The sequence below is a fragment of the Nonomuraea sp. NPDC049141 genome (genome assembly GCF_040648415.1).
Taxonomy (GTDB): Bacteria; Actinomycetota; Actinomycetes; order Streptosporangiales; family Streptosporangiaceae; genus Nonomuraea.
The window spans coordinates 350,788-366,196 of the sequence record NZ_JBEZDR010000007.1 but is presented as its reverse complement, the minus strand read 5'-3'; the positions used below and the strand labels follow the sequence as shown (position 1 = coordinate 366,196).

Genomic DNA, 15,409 nt, shown 5'->3' with positions numbered 1-15,409 from the left:
ACCTGGCGGTAATACGCCAAGATGGGGGGCATGACGAGTACCCTGCGCCGGCGTCCGGCCCAACGCCGCAGCGTGGAGCGAGTCGAACGGATGCTCGACGAGTGCGCACACCTGCTCGACGAGGTCGGTTACGAGGCACTGACCACCAAAGAGGTCGCGCGCCGGGCCGAGGTGCCGATAGGCACGTTCTACCAGTTCTTCTCCGACAAGCAGGGCCTGGTGCGAGCGCTGGCCCTGCGCAACCTCGACGCCTTCCTCCACCGCATCACCGAACGCCTCACCGAACGGATCGCCGAGGCCGATCTCGACCACTGGACCGACCTGGTCGACCTGTCCATCGACGAGTTCGTCGAGATGAAGCGGACGGTTCCGGGGTTCGCGGTGGTCGACTTCGGAGAGGTGCTGGTGGCGCCGGGCGGGCCGGCGATCGAGGGCACCAACCGGATGCTCGACGCGGCGCTGGAGAACAACGTCATCGTCGCCGACCGGCTGCGGGCGCTCACGCTCGACCTGCTCGACGCGCCGGTCGGGCCGGGGCTCGACCGGGCGCTGCTGGTGGCGGTCGAGGCGGCGGACGCGGTGCTCAAGCTGGCGTTCCGGATGAGCCCCGACGGCGATCCCGACATGATCGTCGAGTGCAAGCAGCTGGTCCACCGCTACCTGGCCAACCACCTGCCCTGACTGCGGTGGGTGGTCTGGGGGATGTCCTCGACCAGCCACAGACCGCCGGTGGCCAGCATCAGTCGTCCCTGCGGCTCTCCACGGGAGCGCTCCCGAGGCCGCCACAGTGTTGATCGTCTCAGTGTTGACCGTCTCAGCGACAAGCGCGGGCTCAGCACGCCGCGCCCACCTCCGCCGCCACCTCGCGCAGCACGGCCAGCCGCCGGGTGGTGCCCGGGTGGTGGTAGATCTCCGGGATCGGGCGGTCTGCCCGTGTGTAGGCGCCCGCCATCAGCGTGTTGTAGACCCACAGCGTCACATCGGGCTCGGCGCGTACATACTCCAGCGTCTCGTCCGTCGCCAGCGTGTGCCCCGCCTCGGCGAGCCGCGTGAGCGGTCGCGGACGCAGGTAGGTGTGGCGGAGCTGCAGATATGTGTACGGCAGCCAGCCCCGCGCCGCCGACAGGTTCCTGGCTCGCTCGACCCGCCAGGTGGCCAGGTTACTGGCGCCCGAGCTGCGGATCCTGCCCTGCCGGGCGAGCTCGTCGAACGCTCCCAGGGTCTCCTCCACGGGGACGGAGCGGTCCTCGATGTGCGACCAATACACATCGATGTAGTCCGTCCTTAATCTCTGCAGGCTGCCCTCGGCGGCCTTGGCGATGGCGGCGGCGGACAGCCCCTCCGCCGTGTCGAGCATGGTGCCTCCGGCCTCGGCGAACCGGTCCAGGATGGCGAAGGTGTCCTTCTCGTCGACGGCGGTGCCGAACGCGATCGTGCCGAGTGCGATGTTCATGGCCCCGACTGTGAAAGCTGGAGTGCGGTCCATGTCAAGTCGCGGGCTCGGTTGACCTGGAGTGGGCTCCAGGTGCGATGCTTCTGCCGTGAGCGTCTACACACCCGCCGAAGTGGTCGAGGAGACCGGCTTCACCCTGGATACGTTGCGCTATTACGAGAAGATCGGCCTGCTCGAACCCGTCGGCCGTAACGCGGCCGGGCAGCGCAGGTTCAGCGAGCAGGACGTGGGCTGGCTCGGCACGATCCGGTGCCTGCGCGACACCGGCATGCCGATCGCCGAGATGCTCCGCTTCGCCGATCTGGTCCGCGCGGGCGATCACACGATCCCGGACCGGATCAAGCTCCTGGAGGAGCATGACGGCCGCGTCCGGGAGCAGATCGCCAACCTCACCGAGCGGCAGCACTACATCCAGAACAAGATTTCCTACTACCGCAGAGTCGTCTAGCCCTGCCTTGGGGGTCCGGTTGTTAGACCGGCACTATGGCCGGACCCAGGGCGAAACGGATCAACATCCCGCTGCGCCGCGTCGCCAGGATGTGCGCGGCGCTGCTGTTCGTGCTGCTGGCCGACCTCACGCTCGTCCAGGGGTTCGGGACACGGGGGCTCAACGCCGATCCGCGCAACCAGCGCTCGGTCATCGCCAGGTTCGATCATCCACGCGGCGACATCCTCACGTACGAGGGCGCGATCATCGCCACGAACCGGAAGACGGACGGTGAGGCGTACGCGTACCGCCGCGTCTACACCGACGGCGAACTGTACGCGCCGGTGACCGGTGAGGCGTCGCTCGACCGGACCACAGGCATCGAGCAGGCCGCGGACGGCGTGCTGTCCGGCGACGACCCGAGGATCCAGGTCCGCTCGCTGGTCGGGCACGGCGGCGCCCAGGGGGCTGCGGTCCGGCTCACGATCAGCGAGCGCGCGCAGTGGGCCGCGTACGAGGGACTCAGGGCGGCGGGCCGGCCGGGCGCCGCGGTCGCCATCAACCCGGCGACCGGCGCGATCCTCGCCCTGGCCAGCTACCCGTCGTACGACCCGAACGCCTACACCACGACCGACCTCGCCGAACTGGCCGAGACGGACCGGCGGCTGCGCGGCGACCCCGGCAGGCCGCTGCTCAACCGGGCGGTGAACCAGAGCTACCCGCCGGGCTCGGCGTTCAAGCTGGTCACCGCGGCCGCCGCGCTGTCGTCGGGCGAGTACACACCCACCTCGCGGGTCGACACCCCTGCCCGGCTGCGGTTCCCCGGCGGCACGGTGGCCGGCCTGGCCGGCTCCGGGCTCTGCGGACAGGCTCATCCGACGCTGCCGGACGCCTTCCGGTCCTCCTGTGACGCCGCCTTCGCCGGCATCGGCCTCCAACTGGGGCAGGACATCCTGCGCGACCAGGCGGAGGCGTTCGGCTTCAACGCCGGCGACCTCACCATCCCGTTGCGGGTCACCGCCAGCACCTATCCGCTGAACATGGACCGGGCCCAGACCGCCCTGTCGGCCATCGGCCGCTACCACGACCGGGCCACTCCGCTGATGATCGCCATGCTGTCGGCCGCCGTAGCCAACCACGGCGTCCTCATGCGCCCGTACCTGGTGGAGGACGTACGGCTGCCGGACGGCTCGCTCATCGACCGGGCCAACCCGAAGCCGTACCGGGTGACCATGCCCGCCACCCTGGCCAGGCAGCTCACCTCGATGATGCTCACGGCGCCCGGCGCCGGCGGCTCCGGGACGGCGGCCTCGTCCCGGGGGGTGGCGGTGGCGGCCAAGTCGGGGGCGGTGGAGGATCACGCGCTCTTCACGGGGTTCGCCCCGGCGGACCGGCCGGAGGTGGCCGTGGGTGTGGTCGTGGAACGCGCCGCTCCGTCAGCCGCCGGCCCCATCGCCCGCGCCGTCCTGGAGGCCGCTCTTTCCTAGCGGGCCGCTATCGGTACGCGCTGGCTTGGAGGGTGTAGAGGTCGGCGTACAGGCCGTTGAGTGACATCAGGGCGGCGTGGTCGCCGTGCTCGATGACCTTGCCGTGGTCGAGCACGTAGATGCGGTCGGCGTAGCGGACGCTGGCCAGCCGGTGGGTGATCAGCAGGACCGTGCGTCCGTCGGAGTGGCCGCGGATGCGTTCGAACAGGGCGTGTTCGGCGCGGGCGTCGAGGGCGGCCGTGGGCTCGTCGCAGATGAGCAGGGGCGCGTCGCGGTGGAAGCCGCGGGCCACCGCGATGCGCTGCCACTGGCCGCCCGACAGCTCGTGGCCGTCCTTGAAGCGCCGGTCGAGCAGGGTGCGGTAACCGTGGGGCAGCTCGGCGATGACCTCGTCGGCGCCGGCCACCGAGGCCGCCGCGTGCAGGGCGGGCTCGCCCTTGCCGGTGCCCATGGTGATGTTGTAGCGGGCGGTGAGCGGCCAGCGGGTGTGGTCCTGCGCGATGACCGCGGTGCGCAGCCGGAGCTCCTCGGGGTCGACGTCGCGCAGGTCGAGGTCGTCCCAGAAGACCGCGCCGCTGTCGGGTTCGTACAGGCCGGACAGGATCTTGGCGAGGGTGGTCTTGCCCGAGCCGTTCTCGCCGACGAACGCGATGACCTCGCCCTGTTCGATCTCGATGGAGACGCCGCGCAGCGCGGGATCGTCGGCGCCGGGGTAGGTGAACGTGGCGTCCGAGACGGAGATCCGCTGGAAGCTCCGCGGGGCGGCGGCCGGCCGGGGGCCGGGCAGACGGGTTTCGGCGTCGGCGCAGAACTCCAGGAAGTCGGTGAAGTAGAGGCCCTCCTCGTAGAGGTGGTTGGTGGCGAACATCAGGTTGGACAGCGACCCCTGGCCCGACCTGATCGCCAGCACGGCGGTGCCCGCGACGGCCAGCGGGATCGCGGCGATCGCGAGCAGGATGCCGAGCGCCAGGTAGACCAGGCCGCTGCCGAGCCCGCCCAGCGCCTCGCCCACGAGCCGGGCCCACATCTGCCGCTTGGCCAGGCTGAGCATCACCTGCTGCTCGGCCCGCGCCACCGCGTCGTACATGCGCAGCAGGAAGCCGCGCATGGTGAAGGAGCGCACCTCGGCGGCGGGCTCGCGGTCGGCCAGTAACTCGGCGATGATCCACTTGCGCCGGACGGCCGGGATGAGCGAGTAGAGCGTCGTGTAGCGCATCTTGGCGCTGCGTACGGCGGCCCACGCGTCGGGCAGCACGGCCAGCAGGAGCAGCGGCAGCAGCACAGGGTGGAGCACGCTCAGGACCCCGGCCACGGCGGCGATGCCGACCGCGGCGGTCACGACGTTGATGGCCGAGGAGACCACGGAGTCGGCCATGGCCACGCCGCGCAGCCGGGCCCGCTGGAGCGCGTCGTGGAACTCCGGATCGTCGAAGGCCACCAGCGCGACCCGGCTGGTCAGGTCGTAGAGGCGCTCCTCGGTCTGCCGCGTCACCTGCGGGTCGAGGCGGGCCTGTGCCCAGCCGGCGCCCGCCTGTACGGCCGTGCTCAGCCCCGCGGCGGTAGCCACCATGATCAGGCTGGGCACGGCGGCCATCACCCGGTCGGGCGTCGGCCCCTCCTGGAAGAGCGCGCCCAGCACGCCGGTCGTCGCCAGCAGCCCGAACGCGGTGAACACGCCGCCGAGCAGGTTGAGCGTGACCGTCGCCACGGTGTCGCGCGGGCTGGCCCGCCAGGCCATCCGCATCGCCTGGACCACGAGGGACGGTAGCCGCTTCGCGATGGCGAGGAAGCCGACCTCGGCCATCTTGTCGGTGTGGGCGTGCCAGTCTGAGGCGGAGACCTCGCCGAGTTCGAGGGGCTCGTCGGCCATACAGAGAGTGTGCCCGCCGGGTACGACAGTTCCCGCTTCATCGTGGTTGAACCTGAGCACTCTTCTACGTCTGCATAGAGGGCTGCACATACCTCTCTACACATCACTGCCTTCACGCGATTACATCCTCGAATGGCCATCTCGACGCATGCGGCGTCCGGTCCGTTTGCCTAGCGTTCTGCATGTGATCGGCCACTTAGTGTGGTGGCCGGATCCGCCGGGGCGTCGCGTGTCCATGCGGAGCTTGGCCTCCTCGGAGGGGTGGGGGCCGGTTCCGGGCGCGTGACAGCGGGCTCGAGCCGCGCAGGGCTCGGGCCCGCCCACCGCCGGCCGATCGCCGCGCGCTCGGCGGCTGCGTATGCGGACCTGTTATCAGCACATGCCTTGACGGCTCCAAGTGCGAAGTGGGTTGATTGCCCTACTGACAACGTTGTCAACCTTCACCACTCGGGGTTTCGAAGGGACGGTGTGCGATGCGACGACGGTGGTTGGCGGCCGTCGCGATCACTATGGCGAGCGTGCTCGGCCTGGCCGGCTGCGGTGGTAGCGGCGGCGGAACGGCCAGCCCGCAGGCCACGGGTGGCGGCGAGAAGAAGCAGGTCGAGGTGTTCTCCTGGTGGACAGGGCCGGGGGAGGCCGACGGCCTGAAGGCGATGCGGGCGATCTTCGAGAAGGAGAACCCGAACTACACCTTCTTCGACGCGGCGGTCGCGGGTGGCTCCGGCGACAAGGCCAAGGCGTTGCTGCAGTCGAAGCTTCAGGCGGACACCCCGCCGGACACCTTCCAGGGTCACGCGGGTGCCGAGCTGCAGGGTTACATCAAGGCGGGTGACCTGGAAGACCTCAACTCCCTCTATGACGAGCTGAAACTGAAGGACGTCTTCCCCTCCCAGCTCATCGACCAGATCAGCGTGGACGGCAAGATCTACTCGGTGCCGGTCAACATCCACCGGTCGAACGTGCTGTGGTTCAACCCGAAGGTGCTGAAGGACGCGGGGATCGCGGCCGCGCCCAAGTCGGTCGACGAGTTCATCGCCGACCTCGGCAAGGTCAAGGCCAAGGGCAAGATCCCGCTGTCCATCGGCTCGGAGTGGACCGTGGTGCACCTCATGGAGAGCGTGCTGCTCGGTTCACTCGGCACCGACGCCTACAACGCCCTGTTCAAGCCCGGCGCCAACTGGGGCAGCCCCGAGGTGAAGAAGGCGCTGGAGAGCTTCAAGACGATCATGACGTACGCGGGCGACCCGCAGGACGACTGGCAGCCCGCGGCCAAGCAGGTGGCCGACGGCGAGGCCGCGTTCAACATCATGGGCGACTGGGCCTACGGCTACTTCCACAACCCGCCCGACGGCGGCCTGGGCAAGAAGTCGAAGGAGGACTTCGACTGGGCGCCCTCTCCCGGCACCGAGGGCACCTACCTGTGGCTGTCGGACAGCTTCACGCTCCCCAAGGGCGCGAAGAACCGTGACGGGGCCCTCGCCTGGCTCAAGGTCGCGGCCAGCAAGGAGGGGCAGGACGCCTTCAACCCGAAGAAGGGCTCCATCCCCGCCCGCAAGGACGCCGACCAGTCGCTCTACACCGACTACCTGGCCGACGCGCTGAAGGACTGGTCGAGCAACAAGCTGGCCGGTTCCATCCAGCACGGAGTGTCGGTGAACCAGCCGTGGCTGGCCTCGATCACCGAGGCGGTCGGCCTGTTCATCGGCAGCAAGGACGTCGCGGCCCTGCAGAAGGGGCTCGCGGACGCCGCGACGGCCAACGCGCAGTAAGTTCAGTCACCCGGGTACGGCAGGCGTTCGCGCCTGCCGTACCTCTTGGAGGGAATGCTTGTGAGGCGGGCGCGCACCTGGCTGCCTGGGTTACTCCTCGTCACGCCGTCCATCATCGCGATCGGCGTGTTCGTGTACGGCATGCTGGGCTGGAACTTCCGGCTGGCCATGACCGACAAGCACGACGAGGTGTCCGAAGGCAAGTTCGTCGGGCTGAAGAACTTCGTCGACATCTGGGACCTGCCGCGATGGCACATCTCGGTGCAGCACACGATCATGTTCACGCTCGTGTTCGTGCTGGGCGCGCTGGTGCTCGGCTGGTTCCTGGCGTTTCTCATGGAGAAGGGGATCAGGGGCGAGGGCACGTTCCGGGCCATCTACCTGTTCCCGATGGCCATCTCCTTCGTGGCGACCGGCATCGTGTGGCGGTGGCTGATGAACTCGGGGATGGAGCAGCGGGCGGTCGGGCTGAACCGGCTGTTCGACTGGATCGGGCTGCCACAGTGGCAGTGGTTCCGGGATCCGGACTGGGGGATGGCCGCGATGGCCCTCCCGGCAGTCTGGCAAATGTCCGGATATGTCATGGCACTGTTCCTGGCGGGCTTCCGCGGCGTGCCGGAGGAGCTGCGCGAGGCGGCGCGCGTCGACGGGTGCAACGAGTGGGGCGTCTACCGGTACGTCGTGCTGCCGATGCTCCGGCCCGTGACGCTGTCGGCGCTGATCATCCTCGGGCACATCTCGCTCAAGGTGTTCGACCTGATCGTGGCCGTGTCGGGCAAGCAGATCATCACCGACGTGCCCGCCGTGTTCATGTGGGTGGCGGTGTTCGACTCCCACGATCCGGCCAAGGGCGCCACGATCGCCTCGTACATCGTGCTCAGCGTGGCCATCTTCGTCATCCCGTACCTGATCTGGTCCGTACGTAAGGAGCGGCGTTCATGACCGCGGTCATCGGGCGTCGGCGGGCGTCCACCGGGGTACGCCTCGCCCTGCTGATCGCCTTCGTGGTGATCTTCCTGATCCCGATCTATGTCCTCCTGGTCACCAGCTTCAAGCCGCTCACCGAGGCGGATCCCGGCCAGGCGTGGAACCTGCCGCGGACCTGGACCTTCGAGGCATGGCGCGTGGCCTGGGAGAAGCTGGCCCCCGGCCTGTGGAACTCCGTCCTGCTGGCCGTGCCGGGCTCGCTGCTGTCCTGTGTGCTCGGCTCCCTGAACGGCTACGTGCTGTCGAAATGGCGCTTTCCGGGCGCGGACCTGCTGTTCACGCTGTTCCTGTTCGGCATGTTCATCCCGTACCAGGGCGTGATGATCCCCCTGGTGCAGCTGCTGGTGAACCTCAACGAGCTGACCGGGCTGCAGGGCGTCTTCTACGGCGGCATCCCGGGGCTGACGCTGGCGCACGTGGTCTACGGCATCCCGATCTGCACGCTGATCTTCCGCAACTACTACGTCACCATCCCCGACGAGCTCATCGAGGCGTCGCGGGTGGACGGCGCGGGGATGCTGCGTACGTACTGGTCGGTGGTGCTGCCGGTGTCCACGCCGGCGATCGCGGTGGTGATCATCTGGCAGTTCACCTCGATGTGGAACGACTTCCTGTTCGCCGTCTTCCTCACCGGGCCGACGAGCTGGCCGGCGACCGTCATGCTCAACAACATCGCCGGCGCCCAGGCCACCCCGTACAGCCAGCAGATGGCGGCGGCCATCCTGGCGTCGGTGCCGACGATGCTGATCTACGTGCTGCTCGGCCGGTTCTTCATGCGCGGGCTGATGGCCGGCGCGCTCAAGGGATGAGCGCGGCCGGGTTCGCCCAGTGCTTGAGCGGCTCCTTGCGGACATAGCGGGCCACGTCCCCGGCGACGATCGTGGCGGCGTTCATGGCCGTCTCCTTGCTGGCGCCGGCCAGGTGCGGGGTCATGACCAGGTTCGGGGTCGTGAGGAGCCGCGACCCCGCCGGGATGGGCTCCTCGGGGAAGACGTCCATCGCGGCGCCGAACAGGTGGCCCGAGTCCAGCGCGTCGCACAGGGCGTCGTAGTCGAGCAGGGAGCCGCGCGCGCAGTTGACGATGACGGACCCGGCGGGCATCGCGGCGATCTGCGGTGCGCCGATCATGCCGATGGTCTCGGGGGTGGCCCGCGCGTGCAGGGAGAGGAACCGGGAGCGTTCGAGCAGCTCAGCCAACTCCACCTGTCCTGAAATTTCCACGTATGGGTCGTAGACCAGGACCTCCGCGCCGAAGCCCTCCAGCATGCGGGCCACCCGGCGGCCGATCGCGCCGTAGCCGATCAGGCCGGCTGTGGAGCCCTCCAGTTCGGGCCCGACGTTGTCGTAGGTGTAGTAGTCGCCCCGCCAGACGCCGCCCGCCAGGTCGGCGTGCGTCTGGGGGATGCGGCGGGTGGCGGCGAGGAGCATGGCCAGCGTGTGCTCGGCGGTGGCCACGGCATTGCGCCCCGGCGCGAACGTGACCGCGACCCCGGCCTCGGAGGCCGCGTCCAGGTTGGCGTTGACCGGGCCGCCCCGGCTCACGCAGAACAGCTTGAGCTCCGGGCACGCGTCCAGCACCCGCTTGGTCAGGGGGGCCATCTGGGTCACGCAGACCTCGACACCACGCAGCGCCTCGATCAGCTCGTCCTCCACGTCGGACGCCTCATCGACCTCGCCCACCCGGCCGAACGGCACCACCGGCCACGGCAGCGTGAGCTCGCGGATCTCCACGTCACCGGGAACCTCGCGCCTGATGGCGTCGATGAAGAGGCGGTTCTGGACGAAGTGGTCGCCGGCGGCGAGGACTCGGATGGTCAACGAAGAGCTCCAATCGGGGAGTTGTACCGCAGGATCGCCACCTGGCCGTCCCGCGGGCGGATCTCTGTGATGGCGCAGTTGTCCAGGCGTGGGAAGAGCCGCCGGTACTCGCCCAGGGGCACGCCCATGAGCCGGCACAGTGCGATCCTGATGATGGTCGTGTGCGCGACGACCATCACCCGGCCGTCCGGATGGGTCGCGACGATGTCCCGCAGGCACTCGGTGAACCGGTCGGCCGCCAGTTTCGGGTCCTCGCCGCCCGGCAGGGGGTTCGCGGCGGGGTCGGCCTCGAAGGCGGCACGGGCCTCGGGGAACCGCCCGCGCATCTCCGCGGCGGTCAACCCCTCGCCCTGGCCGAAGTCGAGCTCCCGCAGCCGCCCGTCCACCCGCGGCTCGACGCCCGCCGCCTCGGCACTGGCGGCGGCGGTGAGCCGCGCCCTGCTCAGCGTGGACGCCCAGACGGCCGACAGCCCGGCCCGGGCGGCCCAGGAGGCCAGCTGCCCGGCCTGGTCGTGGCCGCGCGGCGTCAGCTCGATGTCGCTGAGCCCGGCGTAACGGTTCTCGGCATGCCAGACGGATTCGCCGTGGCGCACCAGTGCGATGTGGGTCATGGTGCGGTCCTCTCACGGGCGTGGCCGGCGGCGCTTCCGGGCAGCCAGCCGCGTCTCTCCAGTTCTGCGACAAAACGTAGATAGGCCTCGTCCAGGCGGGGCCCGACAGGGTCCACGACCTCGCGGGTGCGGATCATCCGGGCCGGGTCGCCCGCCTCTCCCGCCGCGAGTACGGCCATGCCGAGCGCGGGCTCGGCGTTCTCCCGCAGCGTGACGGGGCGCCCCAGGACGTCGGCGCGGAGCTGGGTCCAGTAGGCGCTCTTGGTGGCCCCGCCGGTCAGCACGATCTCGCCGTCCACCGGGGCGCCCAGCAGGTCGAGGTAGTCGAAGCAGAGCCGCTCGACGAACGCCGCGCCGCGCAGGATCGCCACGTAGCGTTCGACGTCGTCGGCGGGATCGCCGAGCGTGAACCCCTCGGCCTCGGGCGCGACGAACGGGAACCGCTCCCCGCGCGACACGAGCGGATAGGTGACAGGCAACTCGGCGGCGTGGCCGAAGCGGGTGGCGGCCTGGGTGCTGAGCGCGTCGAGGTCGCGGCCCGCGAACTCGCGGGTCAGCACCCCCGCGCCCGTGCTCGACGCGCCACCCGGCAGCCACGAGCCGTCCGGCGCGCGGTGCGAGTAGACCACGCCCAGCGGGTCGTGGATCAGCTCTCTGGTCACGCCCTTGAGCACCAGGGTGGTGCCCATGACGGAGTTCCAGCTGCCCGGCGTCATGGCTCCCGCGCCGAGCTGCGCCGCGCACCCGTCGGTGGTCCCGGCGATCACCGGGGTGCCGGCCGGGATGCCGGTGATCGCGGCCGCCTCGGCGCAGACCGTGCCGAGCGTGGTGCCCGGCCGTACGACGCCGGGCAGCGTCCCGGTGGGCACGCCCAGCTCGTCGAACACCTCGTACGGCCACCGCTCGTCGATCAGGTCCACCCCGGTCTTGAGCGCGTTGCCCAGGTCGGTGGCCACCTCCCGCCCGACCAGGCGCCGGTTCACGAAGTCGTTCTGGTGGGCCGGCCGGGCATCGGGCGGGGCGTCACGCAGCAGCCACAGCAGCTTGGGGAGCGCCCAGTTGGCCTGCATGCGCTGGTAACCCAGCCGCTCCCAGACGGCCGCCCCGGCCGCGTTGACCCGCTCCACCTCGGCCGTCGCCCGCCGGTCGTCGTACATCAGCCCGGGGGTCAGCGCCTGCCCGTCAGGGCCGGTGAGCAGGATCGTGCCGGAGGTCGCGGCCACGGCGACCCCGCGGATCCGCTCCGGCGGCACGTCGCGCAGCGCCTCGGTGGTGGCGGCGGCGAGCTCGCGCCACCACTGTTCCGGGTCCTGCTCGTGCCGGGGTCCGTCACGGTGGCTGGTCAGCGGCCTGCTCGCCGAGCCGAGCAGCTCGCCGGAGTCCGTGACGGCCATCGCCCGGACGCTCTGCGTGCCCAGGTCCACTCCGATCCAGACGCTCACGCACGACCCCGCTTTCGGCGGCCGCGCATCTCCGCCAGCAGCGGCCACGATCGGGCGCTGGTCTCGCGTAGGGCGAGGAAGTCCCGGTAGGCCATGTCGTACGCGCCGGGCTCAGGTCGTACGGCGTCGCGCAGCCGTACGTACTGCTCCGCCGCGGCCTTGACACTGGTGGCCGCACCCGTGGCGACCAGGCCGACCAGGTAGGCGCCCCTGGCGCCGACCTCGGCGTCGGCCGATCTGAAGACCGGCAGGCCGGTGACGTCGGAGATCATCCGCAGCCAGAGCGCGCTGGCCGAGCCGCCGCCGCACACCCGCAGCTCGCGCGGCCGGTCGCCGGAGGCGGCCAGGCAGTCCTGGATGACGAGCGTGAGCCCTTCGAGCACGGCGCGGGCGACGTGCTCGCGCCCGTGCTCGAAGGACAGGCCGAGGAAGGCGCCCCTGGCCTGTGGATCGGAGAACGGCGCGCGCTCGCCGGCGGGGGAGAAGTACGGCTGGAACGACAGCCCGCCCGCGCCCGGCGGGCCGGTGGCCGCGAGTTCGCCCAGCTCGGCCGGGCCGTCCAGGCCGAGCAGGCGGCAGGCCCACTGGAGGACCTCGGTCCCGGCGAAGGTGGGGAAGGCACGCAGGTAGCCGCCGGGCATCGCGATCGTGATGCCGACGGGCTCGCCGTCCAGGTCGGGCCGTTCGACGACGGTCTCCGTGCAGAGCGTGGTGCCCAGGATGCTGCACGCCTGGCCGGCGCCCACGGTGCCGGCGCCGAGCGCGGTGGCGGCGATGTCGTAGGGCGCCATCACGACCGGCGTCCCGGCGGGCAGCCCGAGCAGTTCGGCGGCCTCGCGGGTCAGCCCGCCCACCCGGCGGCCGTCGTCGCGGAGCTCGGGCAGCAGGTGCTCGGCCCATTCCAGGCCGAACATGGCAAGCAGGGCCGGGGAGTAGGCGCGGGTGCGCAGGTCCATGAAGGGGGCCGAGCCGTCGGACTCGTCGGCGGCGAGCTCTCCGGTCAACCGGGAGAAGATCCAGCCGCCGCACGACAGGTTGGCGGCCGAGCGGGCCAGCCGGTCGGGATCGTGCTCGTTCAGCCAGGTCAGGATCGCGTGGGGGAGCCCGGAGGCGGCGGAGGAGCCGTTGACGCGGAAGGCGTCGGCGGCCAGGCCCGAGCGGTTCCAGCCGTCGACCGTCGCGGCGGCCCTGCCGTCGTTCCACAGGATCGCCGGACCGGTGGGCCGGCCCGACGCGTCGACCAGCCAGCAGCCGTCGCCCTGCGCGGTCACGGCGACGAAGTCGGGCGCGGAGCCGAGCTGGGCCGCGACGCCGCGGACCGTGTGCGCGACCGCGTCCCAGACGGAGTCCATGTCCTGCTCGGCCTGGCCGGGGGCGGGCCGGGAGACGCTGGTCCCGTGCCGGACGACGGCCGCCTCGGCGCCCGTTTCGTCGTACCCCACGGCCTTGATGACCGTGGTCCCCGCATCGACGCAGATGACCGCCATCAGGCGCGTCCGTGGGAGGTCCGCGACTTGCGGGCGATCGAGTCGACGACGACCGCGAGCAGCAGGACGATGCCGGTGACCATGAACCGGATGGAGGAGTCGAGGTTGAGCAGCGTCAGCCCGCTGGAGATCGACTGGATGACGATGATGCCGAGCAGCGCGCCGAAGGCGGTGCCGCGCCCGCCGAACAGGCTCGTCCCGCCGATCACGGCCGCGGCGATGGCGTTGAGGTTGACGTCGCCCGCGCCGCTGCTCTGGTTCGCCGCCGCCAGCCGGGCCGCGGCGAGGATGCCGCCCACCGCCGCGAACGTCGAGCAGAGCACGAAGACCGAGGTGTAGATGGCCTTGACGTTGATGCCCGCCCGGCGCGCGGCCTCCACGTTGCCGCCGACCGCGTAGACGGCCCGGCCCCACTTGGTACGCGACAGCATGTAGTGCATGATCAGCACGAGGCCCACGAAGAAGATGAACATCCAGCCCACCCCGCGGGTCTGCCCGAGGTAGTAGACCACGAAGGCCAGCACGGCCAGCAGCGCCACGCTCCTGATGATCAGCGTGGACAGGTTCCTGGCCGACAGCCCGGCGCGCCGCCGCTCCTGGGCGTGCAGGTAGCCGCTGGCGAACAGCCAGATGGCCGCGATCACCGCGAAGCAGTACGACAGCCACGGCGGCACGAAGTCGAGCTGCGCGAAGTTCACCAGACCCGAGTCGAACGGCAGGTTGATCGAGCCCTTGCTGCCCAGCACGTACAGCTGCAGCCCGAGGAAGGCCAGCAGCCCGGCCATCGTGATGACGAAGCTCGGCACCCCGAACCGGTTGAACAGCTGCGCGTACACCCAGCCGATCACCGCGCCCATGATGACCGCGGCCAGGATGGCCAGCCACACCGGCAGCCCGTTGCTGACGAACAGGACGGCGAGCACGGCTCCCGACAAGCCGCTGACCGAGCCGACCGACAGGTCGATCTGGCCGACCAGCAGCACGCAGACGATGCCCAGCGCGATGATGCCGACCGCGGCCGACTCCAGCGTGAGGTTCACCAGGTTCGCGCTGGACAGGAAGATCGGGTTGAGGATCTGCAGCACCGTCCAGATGACGATGAGCCCCACCACGACGGGGATCACGCCGAGGTCGCCGCCGCGGGCCCGCTCGAGCACGTCGGCGATCGCGCCGCGCAGCCCTTCGTGCCCGCTCAGCCGCTCGTCCTGGCGATCCGTGGTGAGCGTGCTGTTCATGAGGGGAGCCCTTCCTTGCGGCGCGCCTGGCGCTGGGAGACCGCATTGTCGGTGGCGCCGGTGATGGCGGCGATGATCTCCTCGGTGGAGACCGCGCCCACGTCGAACACCCCGTTGTTCCGGCCGAGCCGGAGCACCGCCACGGTGTCGGCCACGGCCTGCACGTCAGCCATGTTGTGGCTGATCATGATGACGCCGAGGCCGTTCTCGCGGAGCCGCTCGACCAGGTTGAGCACCTCCGCCGTCTGGGCGACGCCCAGGGCGGCGGTCGGTTCGTCGAGGATGATCACCTTGGGGTCGCCGAGCAGCGACCTGGCGATGGCCACCGTCTGCCGCTGGCCGCCGGAGAGCGCGGCGACCGGCACGCGGACGCTGGGGATCTTCGCGGAGAGCTGGCGGAGCAGCTCCCAGGAGCGGGTCTCCATCGCCACGTCGTTCAGCCGGAGCGGGCGGACCTCCTGACCCAGGAACAGGTTCTGGATCACGTTGAGGTTCTCGCACAGTGCGAGGTCCTGGAAGACGGTGGCGATGCCGAGCTTGTGCGCCGCCGCCGGCGTCGGGATGTCGATCTCCCGCGACTCGAAGGTGATCGTCCCCGAATCGGGCGGGTGCACCCCCGACAGGATCTTGACCAGCGTCGACTTGCCCGCGCCGTTGTCGCCGACGATGGCCATGACCTGGCCTGCCGCGACATCGAGCTCGATGTCGGTCAGCGCGGCGACCGCGCCGAACGTCTTGCTGATCCCCCGCAGGGACAGAACGCTGTCCGCTTGCTCTGTAGGCGACAAGACGGCTCCTCCCTCGCCCTACTCGATGAGCCTTA

Annotated in this window: 14 protein-coding genes; 6 read left to right on the top strand and 8 right to left on the bottom strand. The window is 70.4% G+C overall.

Annotated features, from left to right (window positions below; translation table 11 throughout):
• Window positions 1-30 precede the first annotated feature (30 nt).
• Window positions 31-681: a TetR/AcrR family transcriptional regulator gene (locus tag AB0B91_RS23255; protein ID WP_358323038.1), complete on the top strand. Its 651-nt coding sequence runs from the start codon at window positions 31-33 to the stop codon at window positions 679-681.
• Between the two features lie 151 nt (window positions 682-832).
• On the opposite strand, the gene AB0B91_RS23250 is transcribed toward AB0B91_RS23255, so the two are convergent.
• The gene (locus AB0B91_RS23250) at window positions 833-1,453 is read right to left on the bottom strand and encodes an aldo/keto reductase (RefSeq protein WP_358323035.1); all 621 of its coding nucleotides are present in this window, start codon (window positions 1,451-1,453) and stop codon (window positions 833-835) included.
• 88 nt (window positions 1,454-1,541) lie between these two features.
• Between AB0B91_RS23250 and AB0B91_RS23245 the strand changes: the two genes are divergently transcribed.
• Entirely contained in the window at window positions 1,542-1,901 is a 360-nt protein-coding gene (locus AB0B91_RS23245; protein WP_358323032.1) for a MerR family transcriptional regulator, read from the top strand.
• Between the two features lie 35 nt (window positions 1,902-1,936).
• Window positions 1,937-3,367, top strand: a complete 1,431-nt coding sequence (locus AB0B91_RS23240) for a penicillin-binding transpeptidase domain-containing protein (protein ID WP_358323030.1) — start codon at window positions 1,937-1,939, stop codon at window positions 3,365-3,367.
• Window positions 3,368-3,374: 7 nt separating this feature from the next.
• On the opposite strand, the gene AB0B91_RS23235 is transcribed toward AB0B91_RS23240, so the two are convergent.
• Window positions 3,375-5,237, bottom strand: coding sequence for an ABC transporter ATP-binding protein (locus AB0B91_RS23235; protein ID WP_358323027.1), 1,863 nt, complete (start codon window positions 5,235-5,237; stop codon window positions 3,375-3,377).
• A 473-nt stretch (window positions 5,238-5,710) separates the two neighbouring features.
• Here AB0B91_RS23235 and AB0B91_RS23230 point away from each other — a divergent pair, with 473 nt between their 5' ends.
• The 3 genes from AB0B91_RS23230 to AB0B91_RS23220 are packed head-to-tail and all read left to right on the top strand — an operon-like array spanning window position 5,711 to window position 8,802.
• Entirely contained in the window at window positions 5,711-7,006 is a 1,296-nt protein-coding gene (locus tag AB0B91_RS23230) for an extracellular solute-binding protein (RefSeq protein ID WP_358323024.1), read from the top strand.
• Window positions 7,007-7,066: 60 nt separating this feature from the next.
• Window positions 7,067-7,948, top strand: a complete 882-nt coding sequence (locus AB0B91_RS23225; protein ID WP_358323022.1) for a sugar ABC transporter permease — start codon at window positions 7,067-7,069, stop codon at window positions 7,946-7,948.
• Window positions 7,945-8,802, top strand: coding sequence for a carbohydrate ABC transporter permease (locus AB0B91_RS23220; protein WP_358323019.1), 858 nt, complete (start codon window positions 7,945-7,947; stop codon window positions 8,800-8,802). The genes AB0B91_RS23225 and AB0B91_RS23220 overlap by 4 nt, the downstream gene beginning before the upstream one ends.
• On the opposite strand, the gene AB0B91_RS23215 is transcribed toward AB0B91_RS23220, so the two are convergent.
• The 6 genes from AB0B91_RS23215 to AB0B91_RS23190 are packed head-to-tail and all read right to left on the bottom strand — an operon-like array spanning window position 8,792 to window position 15,374.
• Window positions 8,792-9,811 carry a 2-hydroxyacid dehydrogenase gene (locus tag AB0B91_RS23215; protein WP_358323016.1) on the bottom strand — a complete coding sequence of 340 codons (1,020 nt, stop codon included), beginning with the start codon at window positions 9,809-9,811 and terminating at the stop codon, window positions 8,792-8,794. The two genes, AB0B91_RS23220 and AB0B91_RS23215, sit on opposite strands and share 11 nt — an antisense overlap.
• Complete coding sequence (locus AB0B91_RS23210; protein ID WP_358323013.1) at window positions 9,808-10,422, bottom strand: histidine phosphatase family protein; 615 nt, start codon at window positions 10,420-10,422, stop codon at window positions 9,808-9,810. The genes AB0B91_RS23215 and AB0B91_RS23210 overlap by 4 nt, the downstream gene beginning before the upstream one ends.
• Window positions 10,419-11,864, bottom strand: a complete 1,446-nt coding sequence (locus tag AB0B91_RS23205) for an FGGY family carbohydrate kinase (protein ID WP_358323010.1) — start codon at window positions 11,862-11,864, stop codon at window positions 10,419-10,421. Before AB0B91_RS23205 ends, AB0B91_RS23210 begins: the two co-directional genes overlap by 4 nt.
• Entirely contained in the window at window positions 11,861-13,351 is a 1,491-nt protein-coding gene (locus AB0B91_RS23200; protein WP_358323008.1) for an FGGY-family carbohydrate kinase, read from the bottom strand. The genes AB0B91_RS23205 and AB0B91_RS23200 overlap by 4 nt, the downstream gene beginning before the upstream one ends.
• A complete protein-coding gene (locus AB0B91_RS23195) occupies window positions 13,351-14,586 on the bottom strand; it encodes a sugar ABC transporter permease (protein WP_358323005.1) in 1,236 nt (411 codons plus the stop codon). Before AB0B91_RS23195 ends, AB0B91_RS23200 begins: the two co-directional genes overlap by 1 nt.
• On the bottom strand, window positions 14,583-15,374 hold the full coding sequence (locus AB0B91_RS23190) for an ATP-binding cassette domain-containing protein (protein WP_358323001.1): 792 nt from the start codon (window positions 15,372-15,374) through the stop codon (window positions 14,583-14,585). The genes AB0B91_RS23195 and AB0B91_RS23190 overlap by 4 nt, the downstream gene beginning before the upstream one ends.
• Window positions 15,375-15,409 lie beyond the last annotated feature (35 nt).